This window comes from Dehalobacter sp. 12DCB1, from assembly GCF_004343605.1.
Taxonomy (GTDB): Bacteria; Bacillota; Desulfitobacteriia; order Desulfitobacteriales; family Syntrophobotulaceae; genus Dehalobacter.
Genome location: NZ_POSF01000015.1, coordinates 199,901 through 219,371 on the forward strand (window position 1 = coordinate 199,901; position 19,471 = coordinate 219,371).

General features: G+C 44.7%; 19 protein-coding genes. 3 read left to right on the forward strand and 16 right to left on the reverse strand.

Annotated features, from left to right (window positions below):
• The first annotated feature begins 65 nt into the window (after positions 1 to 65).
• Positions 66 to 632: a hypothetical protein gene (locus C1I38_RS09755; RefSeq protein ID WP_119774875.1), complete on the forward strand. Its 567-nt coding sequence runs from the start codon at positions 66 to 68 to the stop codon at positions 630 to 632.
• 160 nt (positions 633 to 792) lie between these two features.
• On the opposite strand, the gene spo0A is transcribed toward C1I38_RS09755, so the two are convergent.
• The gene (gene spo0A, locus C1I38_RS09760; RefSeq protein WP_026156311.1) at positions 793 to 1,605 is read right to left on the reverse strand and encodes a sporulation transcription factor Spo0A; all 813 of its coding nucleotides are present in this window, start codon (positions 1,603 to 1,605) and stop codon (positions 793 to 795) included.
• Positions 1,606 to 1,718: 113 nt separating this feature from the next.
• Positions 1,719 to 2,882, reverse strand: coding sequence for a SpoIVB peptidase (gene spoIVB, locus C1I38_RS09765; RefSeq protein WP_119774874.1), 1,164 nt, complete (start codon positions 2,880 to 2,882; stop codon positions 1,719 to 1,721).
• Between the two features lie 234 nt (positions 2,883 to 3,116).
• On the opposite strand from spoIVB, the gene C1I38_RS09770 reads away from it, so the two are divergent.
• A complete protein-coding gene (locus C1I38_RS09770; protein ID WP_119774873.1) occupies positions 3,117 to 4,136 on the forward strand; it encodes a lysylphosphatidylglycerol synthase transmembrane domain-containing protein in 1,020 nt (339 codons plus the stop codon).
• Positions 4,137 to 4,222: 86 nt separating this feature from the next.
• On the opposite strand, the gene recN is transcribed toward C1I38_RS09770, so the two are convergent.
• The 11 genes from recN to xseA form a co-directional block, all read right to left on the reverse strand.
• Positions 4,223 to 5,893: a DNA repair protein RecN gene (recN, locus tag C1I38_RS09775; protein ID WP_119774872.1), complete on the reverse strand. Its 1,671-nt coding sequence runs from the start codon at positions 5,891 to 5,893 to the stop codon at positions 4,223 to 4,225.
• 72 nt (positions 5,894 to 5,965) lie between these two features.
• The gene (argR, locus tag C1I38_RS09780; protein ID WP_119774871.1) at positions 5,966 to 6,415 is read right to left on the reverse strand and encodes an arginine repressor; all 450 of its coding nucleotides are present in this window, start codon (positions 6,413 to 6,415) and stop codon (positions 5,966 to 5,968) included.
• Positions 6,412 to 7,053 (reverse strand): class I SAM-dependent methyltransferase, encoded by a 642-nt coding sequence (locus C1I38_RS09785; protein WP_243109305.1) that lies wholly within the window; start codon positions 7,051 to 7,053, stop codon positions 6,412 to 6,414. The genes argR and C1I38_RS09785 overlap by 4 nt, the downstream gene beginning before the upstream one ends.
• Positions 7,013 to 7,831 carry an NAD(+)/NADH kinase gene (locus C1I38_RS09790; protein ID WP_119774870.1) on the reverse strand — a complete coding sequence of 273 codons (819 nt, stop codon included), beginning with the start codon at positions 7,829 to 7,831 and terminating at the stop codon, positions 7,013 to 7,015. Before C1I38_RS09790 ends, C1I38_RS09785 begins: the two co-directional genes overlap by 41 nt.
• A gap of 4 nt (positions 7,832 to 7,835) precedes the next feature.
• Complete coding sequence (locus C1I38_RS09795; protein WP_119774869.1) at positions 7,836 to 8,654, reverse strand: TlyA family RNA methyltransferase; 819 nt, start codon at positions 8,652 to 8,654, stop codon at positions 7,836 to 7,838.
• Between the two features lie 71 nt (positions 8,655 to 8,725).
• The gene (gene dxs / locus C1I38_RS09800; RefSeq protein ID WP_119774868.1) at positions 8,726 to 10,603 is read right to left on the reverse strand and encodes a 1-deoxy-D-xylulose-5-phosphate synthase; all 1,878 of its coding nucleotides are present in this window, start codon (positions 10,601 to 10,603) and stop codon (positions 8,726 to 8,728) included.
• A 1-nt stretch (position 10,604) separates the two neighbouring features.
• Positions 10,605 to 11,183, reverse strand: coding sequence for a hypothetical protein (locus C1I38_RS09805; RefSeq protein ID WP_119774867.1), 579 nt, complete (start codon positions 11,181 to 11,183; stop codon positions 10,605 to 10,607).
• 76 nt (positions 11,184 to 11,259) lie between these two features.
• On the reverse strand, positions 11,260 to 11,718 hold the full coding sequence (locus tag C1I38_RS09810) for a divergent PAP2 family protein (protein WP_020491638.1): 459 nt from the start codon (positions 11,716 to 11,718) through the stop codon (positions 11,260 to 11,262).
• A gap of 232 nt (positions 11,719 to 11,950) precedes the next feature.
• Complete coding sequence (locus tag C1I38_RS09815; RefSeq protein WP_119774866.1) at positions 11,951 to 12,817, reverse strand: polyprenyl synthetase family protein; 867 nt, start codon at positions 12,815 to 12,817, stop codon at positions 11,951 to 11,953.
• A gap of 15 nt (positions 12,818 to 12,832) precedes the next feature.
• Positions 12,833 to 13,069, reverse strand: a complete 237-nt coding sequence (gene xseB, locus C1I38_RS09820) for an exodeoxyribonuclease VII small subunit (protein ID WP_119774865.1) — start codon at positions 13,067 to 13,069, stop codon at positions 12,833 to 12,835.
• The gene (gene xseA, locus C1I38_RS09825) at positions 13,066 to 14,313 is read right to left on the reverse strand and encodes an exodeoxyribonuclease VII large subunit (RefSeq protein WP_119774864.1); all 1,248 of its coding nucleotides are present in this window, start codon (positions 14,311 to 14,313) and stop codon (positions 13,066 to 13,068) included. Before xseA ends, xseB begins: the two co-directional genes overlap by 4 nt.
• A gap of 179 nt (positions 14,314 to 14,492) precedes the next feature.
• Here xseA and C1I38_RS09830 point away from each other — a divergent pair, with 179 nt between their 5' ends.
• The gene (locus C1I38_RS09830; protein WP_119774863.1) at positions 14,493 to 15,011 is read left to right on the forward strand and encodes a DUF2148 domain-containing protein; all 519 of its coding nucleotides are present in this window, start codon (positions 14,493 to 14,495) and stop codon (positions 15,009 to 15,011) included.
• Positions 15,012 to 15,339: 328 nt separating this feature from the next.
• Here the strand turns inward: C1I38_RS09830 and C1I38_RS09835 are convergent, their stop codons facing one another.
• The 3 genes from C1I38_RS09835 to C1I38_RS09845 form a co-directional block, all read right to left on the reverse strand.
• Positions 15,340 to 16,293, reverse strand: coding sequence for a magnesium transporter CorA family protein (locus C1I38_RS09835; RefSeq protein ID WP_020491643.1), 954 nt, complete (start codon positions 16,291 to 16,293; stop codon positions 15,340 to 15,342).
• A 792-nt stretch (positions 16,294 to 17,085) separates the two neighbouring features.
• Positions 17,086 to 18,474: an NADPH-dependent glutamate synthase gene (gltA, locus tag C1I38_RS09840; RefSeq protein WP_119774862.1), complete on the reverse strand. Its 1,389-nt coding sequence runs from the start codon at positions 18,472 to 18,474 to the stop codon at positions 17,086 to 17,088.
• Between the two features lie 2 nt (positions 18,475 to 18,476).
• Positions 18,477 to 19,319 (reverse strand): sulfide/dihydroorotate dehydrogenase-like FAD/NAD-binding protein, encoded by an 843-nt coding sequence (locus tag C1I38_RS09845; protein ID WP_015042523.1) that lies wholly within the window; start codon positions 19,317 to 19,319, stop codon positions 18,477 to 18,479.
• Positions 19,320 to 19,471: the final 152 nt, after the last annotated feature.

Sequence of the window (19,471 nt, forward strand, 5' to 3'; positions counted from 1 at the left end):
TATTATTGCCTTCTTCCATACTATGATACATTATATCCTATCTATTTGGTCTGGGAGGCGTAAATATGCCGGCTGAATCTCACCATAACACCTATCAGCTGCTGGTAACGATAACAACCTTTATATTTGCTGTTACCTCCATGATTACCGTCTATATTTCCCTGTCAGCCTGGAAGGAAGAACGGGGATCCGTCAAACCTTACCTTACCTTTACACAATCTCCTTCTGTGAAGATTCTTAATAAAAAAGATGTGGCATTCAGCTTTCATTTCACCAACGTCGGTACGCATCCGGCAGCTTCACTCCATTGCCAGACCATTTTTGTAGATAGTGATTTAAATGCAGAACCGCTCCGGGTTGATCAGCTCTCCCTCGCCAATTATGTTTCTCCTGATTCCACTGTGGATCTCGTTGTCAACATCGATATGCAATCCCAAGAAATTGACGCCGGACAGGTTAGTCAGTATTATATTATTTTAAATCTAAAATATTTTGATCCGGTATTTGAAACACAATACGAACAAATTATCTATTTACGATGGGCCGGTATATCTAACGGTCAGCTTCAGCCAATTTATCATGCGTCCAGAGAAGATAAGGCTCAGATCATTCAATACCTTGGCCAAACCTAGTCAACCATGGCAAAAGCAATTTCTTTCTCGATATCAAGCTTCCTACAGCCTAAATAAGCATTGTAATAAATTAACACCTTCTCATTTATTTGAAAACAAAGGAGAAGGTGTTCTCTACTCAGTTAGTTTAAAATTGGCTAAAATCGCCAAAATTTCTATCTTATAACTTATCAGCAATTCTCAATTTATCTGCGACCATCGCGATAAATTCCGAGTTCGTCGGTTTCCCGCGGTCAACATTAATCGTATAGCCAAAAAATTTGTTCATAAACTCAATATTTCCTCTGTCCCAGGCTAGTTCAATCGCATGGCGGATTGCCCTTTCCACTCTGCTGGGAGTCGTACCATAATTTTTGGCAATCATCGGATACAATTCTTTGGTCACGGCGCCAAGCAGAGAAACATCTTTGATCACGGAGACAATAGCGTCTCTCAGATACTGATATCCCTTGACATGCGCGGGTACTCCCATCTGTTGGATCATCTTGGTAACTTCAACTTCAATCATTTTGGAATTTTTGACGTTAACCTGAATAACACTGCTGATATTCGGAGATATCATAGCATTTGAAGTATTATTAAAAGAAGGGGCGGCTTCATAAACCCCGACCAGCTGCCGTATTCTTTTCCCTAACGTGTCCAAATCAAATGGTTTTAATATGTAATAGTCAGCCCCCAGTTGAACCGCTCGATGTGTCATATTTTCCTGACCAAAAGAAGTTAAAATAATCACCCTAGGCCTTTTGATCGTGTTTATCAATTTTTCCATGACGCCTAATCCGTCAAGATGAGGCATAATAATATCCAGAACTACCACATCCGGTTCCTCTTTTTTGATCATATCCAGTGCGTCGTTTCCGTTATAAGCTACACCCGAAAGAACCATATCCTCTTGATTGCTTATATATTCCTTTAATACTTCAATAAAATCGCGGTTATCGTCAGCCAACAAAACTTTTATCTCTTCCATCAAACTATCCTCCAGCTTCCAAAGATCACCAAAAAACGTATAAATTCAATCCAGTTACCTTTCGACAAGAATTTACCAATTCCTTCTGGTCCAATGGGAAAAATATTTATTCGGCATTATTTTGTCAAAGAAGAACCGCCCTTGCGGGCGGCTGCAGCTTTACTCGTTATACCTGATTCGTCTATCATCTTCTCAATAAATATTCCGTATCCCCGGGTTGAATCATTGACAAATACATGCGTAACGGCGCCAACAATTTTGCCATTTTGGATAATTGGGCTGCCGCTCATACCTTGAACGATCCCGCCGGTTTTTTCGAGCAATTCAGGGTCGGTGATCCTTATAATCATGTTTTTGTTGTCTGTCCGATACTGCATAATTTTTTCTATTTTAATGTCAAATTCTTCGATGGTATTGTCTTTTAAAACCGTATAGATTTTTGCCGGCCCAACCTCAACCTCAGATTTCCAGGCTATAGGAACAATTGTACTGAAATACGGATTTCGGAGTTCACCTTCATAAATACCAAATATCCCGCTGGCTGAATTCTTGGTAATTTTACCGGAAAAGTTTGACTGAACCATAAATGTGCCGATCTTTTCTCCGGGATCTCCTTTTTGACCTTTTTCAATGGAGTAGATTGTGGATTCGACGATTTTGCCATCACTTAATTCAATTTGATCATTGGTATCAATATCCGTAATTACGTGTCCCAAAGCCCCAAATATTTTTGTATTGGGTTCACTAAACGTCAGAGTTCCCACTCCTGCAGCCTCATCCCGAATAAACAGCCCTATCCGATATCTTTGGGTTTCTGAGCAGAATACCGGTTGAATCTTTTTTTCCAGAACTTTTCCTTTGTGTTTGATCTCAAGCACAATTGTTTTGTTTTCTTTACACTTTTTATTGATTTCCTGCGCTACCTGAAAATCATTTATTGCTGTAATACCATTAATTTTAAAAATGATGTCCCCGATTTCTATTCCAGAATCCTTTGCCGGATAAGACTGTTTGCCTTCCTTGTTCGTGATCGGAGCATATCCTACAACCAAGACTCCTTTGGTCTGCAAAGTCACGCCAATGGATTGTCCGCCTGGAACAACAGATGGCCGTACTTTAGTGACTTCTTTGCCTGCTGAAAAAAAATCCAGGTAATTGGTTACCGGGTAGAAACGACTAGTTTCTGTTTTCTGATAGAATCCTGCAATTTGTTGAATACTAAGGGCAAAAACGAGGAGAATTCCTATTCGGAAAATTATCCGGGTTAGTTTTCTATTCAAACCGTTTTTTCCCTTCAGTTTTTCACCCTCCTCACGTATTTTTCTCCTGCAGCGAATACTACAATAAAATTTTTATTGTAATATTAGATTTCCCTTATAAAAAGGTTTCATCCTGTGAAATGTTTTCTAGGATTTCTTAAATTTATGGCGAAATAAGAAAATGACAAAAGCTAGCACTCTTGTCATTTGTTAGGTTATAATAGGCTTTATAATGGTTACAAAAGGAAACAAACAATGAAAAAAATTTTTGTAAATTATTTTTTTACAGCCCTGCTCATTGCAGTGACCATAGGGATTTTGACTTCCAGTTCGAAATTCAGTATTATTCCCCATCTGATCGCCATAACTGATGGAGGACTGTTATTCCTGGCATTTGTCTGTATGGTCCTTTTTTGGTTTTTTGATGCGTTAATTATTAAAGTGATTATTGAGATCTCCAATCAAGGTATCCGTTTTTGGCAGTATATGAAAATAGCGCTGATCGGACAGTATTACGGTTCCATTACTCCTTTTTCTGGCGGGGGACAGCCTGTTGCGCAGGTCTATACGATGAAAAATGACTATAAAATTCCGCTGGGACTGGCTACATCAGTTACGATCAATAAATTTGCGGTTTATCATATTATTGTGACTGCATTCGCCTTGATTATGGCTATTTTTAAGTATGATTTTATCTTTGAGCAGGGTACGGTCAGCAAAACCTTCATTGCTATAGGTTTTATAATCAATATCATATCGACGCTGGCTATGCTTTTGCTCTGTTACAACAGTTCGATTGTGAAAAAGGTCTGTCTTCTGATCTTAAGACTGCTTCATAAAATTAAACTGGCCAGGAATATTGATGATCAAATCTTTTCCAGGCATATTGAGGAATACAGAAGTTCTCTACGTTTGTTCCTGAGAGACCGCAAAGCTCTGCTCCTAACTTGTCTCTATACGTTGATCCAAGTCATCGTGTACTTTTGCGTAACCTATTTTGTCTATCTATCTTTTGGTTTAAGAGATGCTTCTCTGCTTGATATTCTTGCTGTGCAGTCTTTGCATTACATGGCGATTAATTATATTCCGACGCCTGGAAATGCAGGAGCATCCGAGGGAGGATTTTACCTGATATTCGGGCTAGTCTTTCCTTCCAGCGTTATGATCTATGCGATCATGCTCTGGAGGTTCATCGTCTATTATTTAAATTTATTCGTGAGCGGAATGGTCGTACTGATCGATTACCTGTATAAACAAAGCTTAAAGAGGTTGTAAATGAAGCTCATATTTAAAAAGTACCCTGTTGTCGCTTTTGCATGCGGAATAACAAGGTACTTTTATTATTACATTTTATTTTTATCTTATTTTTGGGCCTGCTGCCATAATTCCTCCGCAAGGCTTAGCGCGACGCTTTCGCCGCCAAGCATCCGGGCCATTTCCTGGACTCTTTCACTTTCATCGAGCCGATTAACCTTGGTCAGCGTCCTGTCTTCCACAACGATTTTATTAATACCAAAATGGCTGTCGGCGAATGCAGCGATCGGCGCCGAGTGTGTAATGCAGAGTACTTGTCTGTTACCCGCTATTTTTTCAAGCTTTTCAGCGACCTTCATGATCGTTCTGCCGCCTACCCCACTGTCCACTTCATCGAAAACAAACGTATCCACGGTTTCCACTTTCGATAATAAGCTTTTGAAAGCCAGCATGATCCTGGCCATTTCTCCTCCAGAAGCTACTTTGGCCAAAGGCTTGGGAGGTTCTCCGACATTCGCGGAAAAATAAAATTCGATCTGTTCCGCACCTTCGGGCGATGGTTCGGTAACGGGCGAGAATATGATTTCGATTCTGGCCTCGCTTAGCCCCAGATCGAGCAATTCGTCTGCCAGACCCTTTTCAATTCGTTGAGCCTGGATCCCGCGATTCAGGCTGAGTTCCTCCGCCAGATTGTTATAGGCTGTCAGCATCTCTTTCTTTTCGCGCCGGATATTTTCCTTTTCATCCTGAAGATGGGCTATTTCTTCAAGCTCTTCTTCCATTTCAGCCCGTCTTTCCAGAACAGCTTCAATCGTATACGCATATTTTCTGAGCTTCCCGAGATCAACCAGGCGGGCTTCAATTTCGTCAAGCCTTCCTGGTTCAAAATCCAGCCCGTCTTTATAGGACCGTAGCTTGGTCACATAATCTTCGAGACTGAAATAGATCTCTTCAATGTTCTTATGCAGCTGCTCAATCTCAGGATCAAGTGCTGAGAGTTCCCCTATTTTTTCTGTGGCGGATCCCATTAGATCAAAAGCAGACTCAGAGACTTCTTTGGTTCCAGCATAGAGTTCATCATAGGCTTCATTGACAAGGCTGACGATTTTCTCGGCATTCAGTAGAAACTTTCTCTCCTGTTCCAGAGATTCCTCTTCCCCGGAAACCGGTGCAATCCGATCAATTTCTTCAATCTGGTAACGCAATATTTCTTCTCTTTTCTCCCTGTCCCGCTCTGAGCGCAGGAGTTCTCTTTCTCTAGACAGGGTATTCCGGTAATTGACGGCTGCTTTCCTAACCTGATTCAGCAATTTTAAATGTTCCCCCCCACCGAAACTGTCTAAGAGTTCCCTTTGGGTTTCCGCCAGTAGCAAAGACTGGTGCTCCATCTGATCGTGAATGTCTACGAGTCCTTCACAGAATGTCCGATACAGTGATAACGGAACTGTTCTGCCCTGAACACGACAGACATTTCGGCCGGAGTCATTGATTTCTCGATACAGAAACAGCATGTCATCTTCAAGAGGATATCCTTCGTCCTGTAACATTTCAGTCAGCTTCAGCGGCAGATTAGAAAAAATCCCTTCTACACACGCTTTGTCCTTGCCATGCCGCAAAAGTTCATTACTGGCTCTTCCACCCAGAAGCAAACCCAGCGCATCGACCAGCATGGATTTCCCGGCTCCTGTCTCTCCTGTAAAAACAGACAAGCCTTTATCAAAAACCAAATGGACATCTTCCATCAGTGCAAAATCTTTGATGCGAAGTTCTACGAGCATAGGTCTCCTCCTCTTTGCCATACTCAGTCAATGGAAAATTTAAAGACACGGTTCAGTTCAGTTCAGTTCAGTTCAGCTCAGTTCGGCTAGTCTCTCCAGAATAATTTCTGTTTGTTCTTTCGGTTTAATCAGAAGAAAGATGGTATCATCCCCGGCCACCGTGCCAATGACTTCTTTCCATCCAATATTGTCAAGCAGCAACGCCATCGCCTGGGCATTCCCCGGTATGGTTCTGATTACAATAATATTTTCGCTGCTGTCGAACGAGATCACAACTTCCTTGAACATTCGTTTCAATCTTTCCTGATACCCGGGAGGATGTGCTTCAGCCTGAATGGCATAACGGTATTCATCGTCTGAACCGGATATCTTGACCAGACCCATCTCCTTGATATCCCGCGAAACGGTGGCCTGTGTGACATTAAAGCCCTCTTCGAACAGCCTCTGCGCTAGTTCTTCCTGCGTTTTAACCGATTCATTGGTAATCAGTTCCTGGATTTTTTTCTGACGACGGCTTTTCATAAATGATCGCCTCTATTCTTCTGAATTATTAACCAGTATGGAGATGTCTCACCTTGATTTAGATAAATTCCCTGGAGGACATGAAAATCCTTCTTAGAAAGTTCTGCAGCATAGGCATTCAGTGCATTTGCTTCTTCCAGACTGTGGCTGTGTCCCCGATATACAGTGCATACAATGACCCCTTTGGCAACTAGCAGCTTCAAGGTATCATTTACCGCCCGAAGTGTTGTCTCCGGCTCGGTAATCATTGCCTGATTGCTCCCGGGCAAATATCCAAGATTGAAAACGACAGCTCTGATTCCTTGCGGAACAAGGCGTCCAATCTCTGTGTGACTCTCCCGAAATAAGGCAACCCTGTCGAGCATCTTATGCGCTGTGAGCAGTTCCCGGGTTGATTGAATCGCTTCTTCCTGAATATCAAACGCAAACACCCGGCCTTCAGGACCCACGCATTCCGCCAGAAAAAGGGTGTCCTTGCCGCGTCCTGCCGTAGCATCAATCACCTGATCTCCGTGCTGGATAAGCTGCTGCAGATACATTTTTAACATTGTCTGCGTATTTCCGATCCCCTTCGGATTAAAGACACCGTTCATGCCCTCATGATTCATGCCAGCGGTCCCGGAGTTTCTCCCGGACAACCTTCGGGAAACTCCTTCCTCCAAGCCGGATAAATCTTGCTTTGATCGGAGCCGTTTCGATCCGGACCGTATCCCCGGAATTCATGGTCGTCAGATACTTCCCGTCGACGGTCACCCGGCATTTATTGCCTCTGGTCAGACTGATATCTATTTTTTCTTTATTTGATACGACCATGGGCCGGGACGAAAGCGCATGGGCAGCCAGCGGCGTGACCAGCATGGCCTGAACATCTGGGCTCACAACAGGTCCGCCGGCTGAAAGTGAATAGGCGGTCGAACCTGTCGGGGTTGCAATAATCAAGCCGTCCGAAGGCGGACTCGCAATCGGTTCACCGGAAAGCTTGACCTGAAGTGTTATCAGCGTCTCTTCACTGTCCCGGATAAAAACAACATCATTCAGAACCATATCCTGCTGTTTTTGACCGTCTTTGAAATATGAAGTAATCATCATGAGTCTCTCATCGACCGTATATTCATTACGCAGCACCTTTTTTAAGGCAGAATAGATTTCGCCGCGTTCAACCTCGCATAAAAAACCAAGCCGGCCGTAATTCACGCCAAGAACCGGGATGTTGAACCGGGCGGCTTCTCTGGCAGCTTTCAAGACTGTGCCGTCTCCGCCAAGGGAAAGTACAAAGTCAACATCTTCCGTAATCTCCTGGTCCCATTCCGGTACAGTTTCCCATCCCTGACTGTTGAACCAATTGATCAACTGAGGGGTGATGCTCTCTTTCGTAATTTTAGAATGGTTAATCCATATCCCTACCTTGTTTCCCATCCGTTCACTCCGTTCCTGCCTGAGCCTTCATAACAAGCTCATTCAGACAAGGATTCCAGTCGAATACCGCTGCTTCTTGCTCATTTCCTCTGCTGAGCCAGGCTAAAAATTCTATATTTCCTTCGGGACCGCGGATTGGCGAAAAGTCCAGTCCCTTGACCCGAAATCCTTGCTTTTGAGCTTCCGTCAGGACGTTTTGTAGAACCTCCCGATGGACTTGCGGGTCTCTGACAACACCGTTTTTGCCGACATTCTCGGATCCGGCCTCAAATTGCGGTTTAATTAGGACCAGTGCCTGTCCGCTTTCTTTCAGAATCGCTGTCATCGAGGGAAAAATCTTAGTCAGGGAAATAAATGAAACATCACACACGATCCAGTCTACTTTTTCCGGGAGACTGTCCGCAGTCAGGTAACGTGCATTGGTTCTTTCCAGGCAGACCACTCTTTCGTCACTGCGCAGCCTCCAGGCCAGCTGACCGTAGCCGACATCGACCGCATAGACCCTGGAAGCCCCATTCTGCAGTGCACAATCCGTAAATCCGCCGGTAGACGCCCCGATATCGGCAATGACCTTATCCTTCAGATCCAACTGAAATACGTCCATCGCCTTGGCCAGTTTCAGACCTCCGCGCGAAACATAAGGATGGATCTCTCCCTTGACAATCAGATCCGTATCTTCTTCCAGCATGATGCCTGGTTTGTCAAGACGAAGATTGTCCTTATAGACTTTTCCGGCCATAATTAAAGCTTTAGCTTTTTCTCTACTTTCAACCAACCCTTTTTGGACCAGAAGAAGATCGAGTCTGGATTTATTTTTGGCCACGATATGCCCATCCTTGTTCTATATCTATCTTTACTCTATATCTATATCTATCTCTATCTGTCTATTTTAAATCATAAACATCTATTCTTTATCAGTTCTCTGGAAACACTGACAATATGCTCAACCGTAATGCCACAGGCTTGATGGAGAAGTGAAATTGCTCCGTGTTCAACATAATCATCATACCCTATCCGTTCGACTGCTATGCCTTGAATTCCTTTTTCCTCAAGAACTTCCAATACCGCGCTGCCCATCCCTCCGGCGAGGATGTGGTCCTCAACCGTAACCAGCTTCCCGGTTTTTTGAACCTCGGCGACCACCATCTCTCGATCAATCGGATTAATAAAACGCAAATTAATCACACCGGCTTGAATACCTTCAGACTCCAGCCGCTTAGCAGCCTCCATACAAAAATTGACAACCGGCCCAAAACCAATCAGGGTAATATCCTGGCCCTCTCGCAACAGTTCTGCTTTGCCTTTCGGCAATGTTTTGAATTCTTTGTCCATTTCCACGCCGACACCGGCCGACCTCGGATACCGGACAGCTACCGGGTTGTCCATGATGAGCGCTGTATGAATCATATGTTTAAGTTCATTTTCATCTTTCGGCGCCATCAAGGTAAGGTTCGGAATCGTTCTGAAAAAAGAGATATCGAATATGCCATGATGCGTCTTCCCATCCTCGCCGACGACGCCGGCCCTGTCGACCGCAAACACGACCTTGGCATTTTGCAGGCAGACATCATGCAGGACCTGGTCATACGCTCTCTGATAGAACGTGGAATACATGGAAACAACCGGTTTCAGTCCCTCCAGCGCGAGTGCCGCAGCAAAAGTTACCGCGTGCGGTTCGGCAATTCCGACATCAAAAAATCTTTCGGGGTGATTTTGGCCGAAATGGTTCAGACCTGTCCCAGATCCCATGGCTGCCGTAACTGCAACGATCCTGTTATCCTCTTCAGCCAATTCACAAATGGTCCGTCCAAATACTTCCGTATAAGTCGGTGGCGCATCCTTTTTAACCATCTCACCCGTTTCTTTGGAAAATGGCCCTACCCCATGGAAAATATCCGGACTTTGCTTGGCCGGCTCATACCCATTGCCTTTACAGGTCTTAATGTGAACCAGAACCGGACCTTTTTTCTGTTTGGCCTGGTGGAGAACCTTTTCCAGTGACGCAATATCATGTCCATTAATTGGTCCGAGATAGGTCAGACCCAGTTCCTCGAACAACAGACCGGGTACCAAGAAATATTTAATACCGTCTTTAGCCCTTCCGGCTGCTTTGGCCATAGAGGAACCAATACACGGAATATTTTTGATGAACTTTTGGACATCCCTCTTTCTTCTGTCGTAAGATGGATCTGTCCTGATCTTGTTCAGATAGGAGGACATTGCGCCGACATTCTGAGAGATAAACATTTCGTTGTCATTTAAAACAATAATTAAATTGCTGTCGCTGTTACCGGCATGATTCATCGCTTCATAGGCCATCCCGCCGCTCATTGCCCCATCACCGATCACAGCAACGACATGATAATTTTCCTTCTTAATGTCCCTGGCTTTGGCGAAACCCAGCGCAGCTGAAATGGAAGTGCTGGCATGTCCGGTATCAAAACAGTCGTATTCGCTTTCCTCTCTCTTCGGAAAGCCTGCCAGACCGTGAAATTGCCGGATCGTCTTAAAAGTTTCTTTCCTTCCGGTTAGAATCTTATGAACATAGGCCTGATGACCAACATCCCAGATAATCTTGTCGGTTGGAGTGTCAAATACTCTATGCAGTGCCAGAGTCAGTTCCACAACACCAAGGTTTGATGCAAGATGACCGCCATTCACTGAAATAATATCTATCATTTCCTGACGGAGTTCTTCAGCCAGAACGGTCAGGTCACTTTCGCTTAAGTTTTTCAGGTCGGTTGGAGAATCAATTTTGTCCAGAAGCCGCAAATTATTTTCCTCCTCGTTTGTTTTTTGTTATGTTCAGTCCAGTTACCTTTTCCACACTTGCAATCACTCTGCCGGTCATATCAACAATCCGATTTGATTCATTGATCGCAATGGTTTTGCCCCAGGCCTTTCCTGTCACAGTAAGGGAAGCAATCAAGGCCAAAATCAACACATTTAAAAGTACCTTCCAGGTACTTAAAACAGAAAATTTAGCGATTAAGCTTAAAATAATTGTCGCTCCCATTGCTCCGCTTAATGTTCCCGTAATATCGCCAACAATATCATTCGCGAAATTAGCGACTTTATCGGCGTGTTTGATTAAATAGACAGACTGCTTCGCGCCGAAGACTCTTTTGGCTGCCCTGGCATGGTGAGGCGCTTCATCAGCAGCCGTCACAGCAATACCGATGATATCAAACAGGATCCCGACCGCAATCACAACCATGAGCAATATCCAGGTCAGGCTAACCGGAGAAAACTTTAAAAAAGCCTCCGCTCCGCTTCCCAGAAGTGAAGCAATAAAAAATGTGGCAATAAATACGGTAATAATATAGCGAACACTTTGCTTCTTGCGAACCAAAAGTCTATCCTGCCTTCCTCATCCTATACACCGTTTTCAAAATAACGACACGAGAACGAGCTACATTCTGGCTGTATTAAAAGATCAAAGCAATTGCGCAGCCCAGAATTGCGCCGCCAAACACTTCAAAAGGTGTATGTCCGATCAGTTCCTTAAACTTTTCCTCTTGAATATTATAACCCATAAAATCTGTCGGATGCTGCCGCATCCATTCCACAAGATAGTTGATAATTCTGGCATGATTTCCGGCTGCGCGCCGGACACCGGCAGCATCATACATAACAATAACAGCCAGTGTAACAGCTATCGCAAACAGAGAAGAATCCCAGCCATCAATTTTGCCAATGGTGATGGCCAGGGCACAGACAATCGCTGTATGCGAACTTGGGAATCCACCGGAACTTGTCAGGAGATCAAAATCCCATTTCTTCTCAATTACGAAATTGATCAGGATCTTTAAGATTTGAGCAAGTATCCAAGCAAAAAGCGAAATCCACATGATATTGTTGTGCAATATCGAAGAGATTGGGTTCATAGAGATGATTCATCCTCTCTCATCCTGATTTAATTTTTTTCTATCATGTTTCTGTCATTGTCCTGCCATTCATCAGGGTCTGGTCTGCATGCCACCATACTGCTTTTGGCAGATTGCACTCTCCGTAGCGCAATCTGCTGCGCTGCGCACTCTATGCCCCGCTTGACGCTGGTAACTGCGGCATGCATACGCAACTTTGGCGTAATTATTTGTGTAACTCGAAAACTTTATACTAGTTTGTTCTTTCAGCGGTGTAGTCAGCCAAGGATAATAAAAACGCTGCTTTAGGGCTAAAACAAGACAGGGATTCTTTCGCCAGAAAGATTGTTTTTTCCAGTTGTTCCCTGGCCCCCTCAAGTCCCAGCAGTGACGTATAGGTCGGTTTGCCGGATTTTTGGTCCTTACCGGCGGATTTGCCGATGACCGCACTTTCTCCTACAACATCAAGAATATCGTCTTTAATTTGAAAGGCTAATCCCAAGTATAAAGCATAGCTTGTCAAAATTTCAATCTCCGGCTCCGATCCACCACCTAGAATTACGCCAAGACGAGCTGAAGCCTTTAGAAGAGCGCCAGTCTTTAAATGATGGACGTGCTCAATATCAGCCAGCGTACTGTTTTCTAGATTTCCAAGCGTATCAAGGCTCTGCCCGCCGACCATGCCCTGCCAGCCGGCGGCCTGGGCGGTCTCTCTGATAACTCTTAATTTTTTCTGAGGCTCTATTGCCGAAGGCTCGGTCAGCAGCTCAAAAGCAAGTGTAAGCAAGGCATCACCGGCCAAAATGGCTCCGGCTTCTCCGAATACTTTATGGTTCGACAGCTTACCTCTGCGATAATCATCATCATCCATGGCTGGAAGATCGTCATGAATCAGAGAATAGGTGTGAATAAGCTCGATCGCAGAAGCTTCTGAGACAAGCTCTTCAGGCCGTCCGCCGACAAGCTCTGCGCAGGCCAGCGCCAATACGGGCCGAATCCTTTTGCCTCCTCCGACCAGGGAATAATTCATGCTCTTACCCAGGATACTTTGATCCAGCGGCAAATGATTGAGATATTGTTCAACCATATTCAAATAGTCATTATAGCGTTCTTTGAACATTTTCAGTTTGTACTCCTAATCTTGATCAGTCACTACCAGTTCACCTTTACTATTTTCCAACAAGACTTTGACTTTTGCTTCGGCTGAATCCAGGAGACCGTTGCATTGTTTGATCAGCTCAATTCCTTCCCCAAACAAGTCCAGGGCCTGCTCAAGCTGCACATTGTTCTGATCCAGATTATTAATGATTTGTTCCAGCCTTTCGACTCCCTTTTCGAAGCTGAAGACTTCTCTGTCGCCATTCTTTTTCATGGTAATCCTCTCTTGACGTTTGAATCGCTTGACGCTTGAAGTTTTACTGTATCTATAACTTCGCAGATTAATGTCCCATCACTGAGCCGCACGGATAAAGTGTCCCCTGCTGCGGTCTGTCTTACCTTTTTGATTAATTTCCCCTCGGTATCATAGGCTAAAGAATATCCTCTTCCCAGTATATTCAAGGGACTTAATAAGTCAATTTTCGCGCTTAACAACCTAAGTATACCATTTTTTTCTGTCAGAAATCCAGTCATTCCCTCGACAAGACGCGTGGAGAGATAATCCAGATTCTGTCTGGATTGTTCGACACGCCAGCCCGGGCGGGCCAAAGCCGAGTTGGACATTAGTTCTTCCACTTTATGCTTTTTGGTTCGCAGAACATTTTGGATCCTTTGTTTGAGCTTTTCTTCATAATAACGGATACCATCTTGCAATTCATTAAGGACCGGAATGACCAATTCTGCGGCAGCTGACGGCGTCGGCGCTCTTAGATCGGCAACGAAATCCGCAATCGTATAATCGACTTCATGACCGACAGCGGAAACGACCGGTATATAGGAAGCAGCAATGGCTCTCGCCACCTCCTCGGTGTTGAAAGCCCATAGCTCTTCCAGGGAACCGCCTCCCCTGCCGATAATCAGCAGGTCAATCTTTCCATAATGATTGGCTCGCTGAATGGCTCGGACAATTTCTGCCGGTGCTGCCTCACCCTGAACCGCAGAAGGAATAATGATTAATGAAATCAATGGATTGCGTCTTCGGGCAATATGCAAGATATCTTTCAGCGCTGCTCCGGTAGAACTGGTCACAATGGCCACCCTCGAAGGAAATCTTGGAATCGGTTTCTTCTTCTCTGCGGCGAACAGTCCTTCGGCAGCTAAGCGACTCTTTAGCTGTTCAAATGCCAGGTATAAAGCGCCGAGGCCGCTCGGGTAGATTTCTTCCGCATACAGCTGGACGCTGCCGTCTTTTTCATAAAGACGGATACTTCCCCGGATTGACACCTTCATTCCATTTTGAGGCTGAAAACCGGCCGTCAGATTCCTGGTTTTAAACATTACGGTTTTAATGCCGGCTTCTTTATCTTTCAATGTAAAATACCAGTGACCTGATGGAATATGATCTTTAAAATTAGATATCTCGCCTGTCACCCAGCAATTCCATAAACCGTTATGTTTTTTCAGCGCGTCATTGATTTCCCGGTTGATTTCCGATACTGTCAATATTTTTTCGGTCAAATCAGTTCCACCTCATTTAAATACCCTTTAAATAACCCTTGTCGATCTTAAAAAACATGGATATATGGCGTGAGATTTTTACAAAGTTCTGGTAATTCGTTATAATAATAGTACTATTATACTTACAAAATATCAAAAACACTAGAACAGCGCACAATTTTGAAGGGAGAAACAGAAATATGGAAGTTATGAAAACAGTAGCAGAGCTTATGGCTTTGTCCGCAATCACCGCGCCGAAGGCAAAAGGACAGGATTACATAAACGTAAAGGTCATTATAGAGCCAGCTGTACTGACCTATCTAGCCGATGAAATGTCGAAGTGCAGCGAGGAAAACGGAAAGAAATTTTTCAACCGTGATGCTGCCAATATACGTAATTCTCAGGCGCTGGTTTTACTGTCTCTGAAGGATGCCAAACATGCCGGCTTAAACTGCGGTGCCTGCGGCCGTCCGAGCTGCGCGATGCTCGAAACTGTCACGCAAGGACCGGAATTTAACGGTCCGCTTTGTCCCTGGCGTCTGATTGACCTAGGTATTGCGCTCGGGTCAGCCGTAAAGACAGCCGGGACACTCAACGCGGATAACCGAATCATGTATTCCGCAGGAGCTGTTGCGAAAAAAATAGGGTTAATTGAGGGGGACATCGCTGTCGCGATCCCGTTGAATGCGAGCAGCAAAAACATCTATTTTGACCGTTAATGTTCTGTTCTTACTTAGTCTTTTTTGTAAAGAATCTTTTGTATTCGTATACTGCTAATAGCTCACAAAACTATTAGCGGTATTTTCTTATTATTTTGGGTTTACGCCATGTACCCTAACCGCTCTTCGGCTATTGCGCCCTCCTTGGCGCGTCGCTCCTTGCCATCCATGGCACCGCGACATTAGGCCATCCGTGGCCGTCAAAAAGCCGCGCTCTGCATCGTGCTCCGCTTGGGCGCGGATAGACTACATGGCGTTGATTTTGAGTATATAAAGTAATAGGAAAAGCGCCTCAAATGAAGCGCCATCTTAGACTGAATATCTTTTCTTATAATATCTTCCTCCGAATCAGGATATATACCGCAGTTCCCGTAACCAGCGCAGCAATCGCCACAACGAAGACAAACCCATATGGATTTGAATCACGGAAAGGAACATTGACATTCATTCCCCAGAAACTCGCGATCATCGTCGGAATCGCTAAAATAATCGTCATCGACGTTAAGAATTTCATGACCATATTCAAGTTGTTCGAAATAATGGATGCAAACGTATCCGTCAAATTGGTAAGGATCCTGCTGTACATTTCGACCATCTGAACAGCCTGATTGTTTTCAATGATGACATCTTCCAGCAAATCCTCATCTTCTTCATAGATCTGGATGAGATGCCGGCATTGATTATTCGAGCGGATACGCAGCAGCCGGTCCATCACAATGCCATTGGAACGAAGGGAGGAAGTAAAGTACGTTAACCCCTGCTGGAGATCCATCAGTTCGAATAGTTGCTTGTTTTTCATGGTCCGGCGCAGATCCACTTCAATTTGTTCGCTTAACCTGCTGATCTGGCGCAAATATCTTAAATAATACGTTGCCGACTTGTAGAGGATCTGAAACAAAAACCTTGTCCGTTTCGCCGTATTGAAAGAACGCCGGTTATACTCATTAAATTCAAGAACAACGGGGTTATTTTCAAGACATACCGTGATAATGTTTTCCGGCGTTATAACGATACCCAAAGGCAACGTATCATAACTCGTTTCACTTAACATGACTGGTATATTAATAAGAATGAGCGCAGATTCGTCTTCAATTTCAATACGCGGACGTTCTTCTTCATCAAGTGCCGCTTTGAGAAAATCCAGCGGGCAGTTGGTTTTTTCCGCAATCAAAACAAGTTCATCTGACGCAGGATTGACAAGGTTGACCCAGGCATTTCGCGTCAGGCTGTCCAGACTATATTCTTGGTAGTTTATTCCATCATTTTTGTAGATTCTGAGCACAGCTTCCCCCCCATTTTCCGCAGGAAGAAAGTCTCAGAATCCAAATGAAAAAAATGATTGCTTGATGACAAAATCATCTTTTAGTCTTTAAAAAATTGTAAGAAAACTAAGACTTTTTCCTGCTTTATACTATTATAGATTTCTATTCCTCCGTAGGAACCGTCACCGTCCAGTTTTCTCACCTACTTTCATTTTAGAAAACTTGGCTAATGCCAAGCCTTGGCAGTCATCTTGAGTTTCACTGAAAAAAGACTCTAATGTTTCAAAAGTCTTTCAAGCCTATAAAAAATATACTCTCTAATCAGGCATAAGTCAAACATTAATGAAAAATGACCGGCTGAACACGTACCGGCCATTTTCTATAATAATTTTTTGGACACCAAATTGAATAAAATCTCGCTCATCCTATTGTAACTTATCAGGTGGTCATACCACCGTCCAACATGTACAATATATCACAAATTAAATGAGTATACAAGTATTTGGTGTGTTATTTTTTAAATTTTTCAAGTATTTTTTATCATTGAATTGCAAAAGTAAATTCCGCGTGTATCTCCGCATCCAAGTAATCTTCCAACAGCTTTACATGACATGTGTTGGTCGGTTACTTTCAATACTGCTTCTAAACGTTGTTCATAAGAATACTTTGCCAAAGAAAAGTGCACCTCCAAATGTTAGTTTTTTTGTCCAACATTTAGGGTGCACATCAACTTGACGCCTTTCATTTAGGACTAAGTTGTGTTACAGCCCCATAACAATACATGCAGAATAACTTTAACAGGTCAACAATTTTTATTTGGTCTTTAAATACGTGTCGATCGAGGCTGCAGCCATTTTTCCAGCACCCATTGCAAGAATGACAGTGGCTGCGCCGGTTACGATATCTCCACCGGCATACACACCCGGAATCGAGGTCGCCATGGTCGTCTCGTCAGCAACGATGTTGCCCCACTTGTTCAATTCCAAACCTGCTGTCGTGGTGGTCACAAGCGGATTCGGTCCCTGGCCGATCGAGACTACGACGGTCTGCACCGGCAACTCAAACTCGGAACCTTCAATCGCTACCGGACGGCGGCGACCGGATGCATCCGGCTCACCCAGCTCATATTTCAGACAGGTCATGCTCTTGACATTACCGTTTTCGTCACCATTGATCGCAATCGGATTGGTCAAAATCTTAAACTGAATGCCTTCTTCCTCAGCATGATGCACTTCCTCAACACGCGCCGGCAGTTCGGTCATGGAACGGCGATAAACGATGTAAACGTCTTTGGCGCCGAGACGAAGTGCTGTTCTGGCTGCGTCCATGGCCACGTTGCCGCCGCCAAGTACCGCAACCTGCTCTCCCACTTTGATCGGGGTTGCATGATTCGGGAAATCATAGGCTTTCATGAGGTTCGACCGGGTTAGGAACTCATTGGCGGAATATACGCCATTATAGTTTTCACCCGGAATATTCATAAAGTACGGCAGGCCGGCACCGGTGCCGATAAATACGGCATCATAGCCGTTTGCCAGCAATTCCTGGACAGAGGTGACTTTGCCAACGACTTGGTTAACCAGGATTTCGACGCCCATATCTTTTAAGCTGTTGATTTCTTTCTGAACAATGGCTTTCGGCAAACGGAATTCAGGAATTCCGTACATCAGTACGCCACCGGCCACATGCAAGGCTTCCAGAACGGTTACGGAATGGCCTTTGCGGGCAAGCTCTGCCGCACAGGTGAGTCCGGCAGGACCTGCACCAATGACGGCTACTTTCTTGCCGGAAGGCGTTACTTTTCCTAATTTGCTTGTGCCGTTGGCCATTTCGTAATCTGCTGCAAAGCGTTCCAAACGGCCGATTGCAACCGGTTCACCTTTTACACCGAGGATACACTGGGCTTCACACTGGGATTCCTGCGGGCAGACGCGGCCGCAAATTGCCGGCAGGGTATTTTTGCCTTTTAAGATGGACGCGGCTTCGAGGTGTTCACCCTCGGCTATTTTATTGATAAACTGCGGAATATCTACCCCTACTGGGCAGCCTTCCACACATTTTGGCTTTTTGCATTGAATGCAGCGTTTGGCCTCTTCCGCAGCGGTCTCAACAGTGTATCCAAGCGCAACTTCGCTGAAATTTTTCCCCCGGACAATCGGGTCCTGACAGGGCATATCATGTCGTGGTGCTTTTGATGCCATGATTATTTGCCCTCCTTTGCACACTGGCACTTGACTTTACCGTAAGCGACAGCTTCTTCGTTTTTAAAGAAGGCCGAACGTTTCATGGCCAGGTCAAAATCTACCTTGTGGCCGTCAAATTCCGGCCCGTCAACACAGGCAAATTTGGTTTCGCCGCCGACATCGAGTCTGCAGGCGCCGCACATACCTGTTCCGTCGACCATGACAGGATTCATACTGACGATGGTCTTAATACCAAGAGGTCTGGTGAAATTCGCTACGGATTTCATCATAACGACCGGACCAATCGCCCAGATCGCATCAACTTTGATGCCCTGATCCAAAACGGACTGAATGCCGTGCGTGACAAAACCCTTCATACCATAAGTCCCGTCATCGGTTGTAATGATGACTTCATCACTTACAGCCCGCATTTCGTCTTCGAGGATCAGCAGGTCTTTAGTTCTTGCTCCGAGAATGGAGATGACCTTGTTGCCTGCTTCTTTCAGGCCGCGCGCAATCGGATGAACCGGCGCGACGCCCACGCCGCCGCCAATGCACAGAACCGTACCGTAATTCTCGATTTCGGTGGCTTGTCCGAGCGGACCTACAAATGTAACAAAAGAATCCCCTTCCTGCATCCGGGTAATCAGATTGGATGAATAGCCTACTTCCTGGATGACGATGGTGATTGTCCCTTTATCCCGATTAAAGTCCATGATGGTCAAAGGGATCCTTTCAGATTCCTCATTTTGTCGAACAATGACAAATTCGCCGGGTTGGGCTTTTTTGGCGACTTCCGGAGCTTCTACTTCCAGCAGTGTAATAATGTCCGCCAACTGCCTTCTTTTGACTACCTTATACACGTTGTCTCCCCCTCAGGATTATTCGTTGTACCGACCAAACGGATGCATGGTCCCTTTTTCCAAGCTATACAAGTATATACATCTATGTTTGGCACAGTAACACGTATTTGATACTTTACCTTGTTTATTATAAATGAACTTTTGCCTCGAAA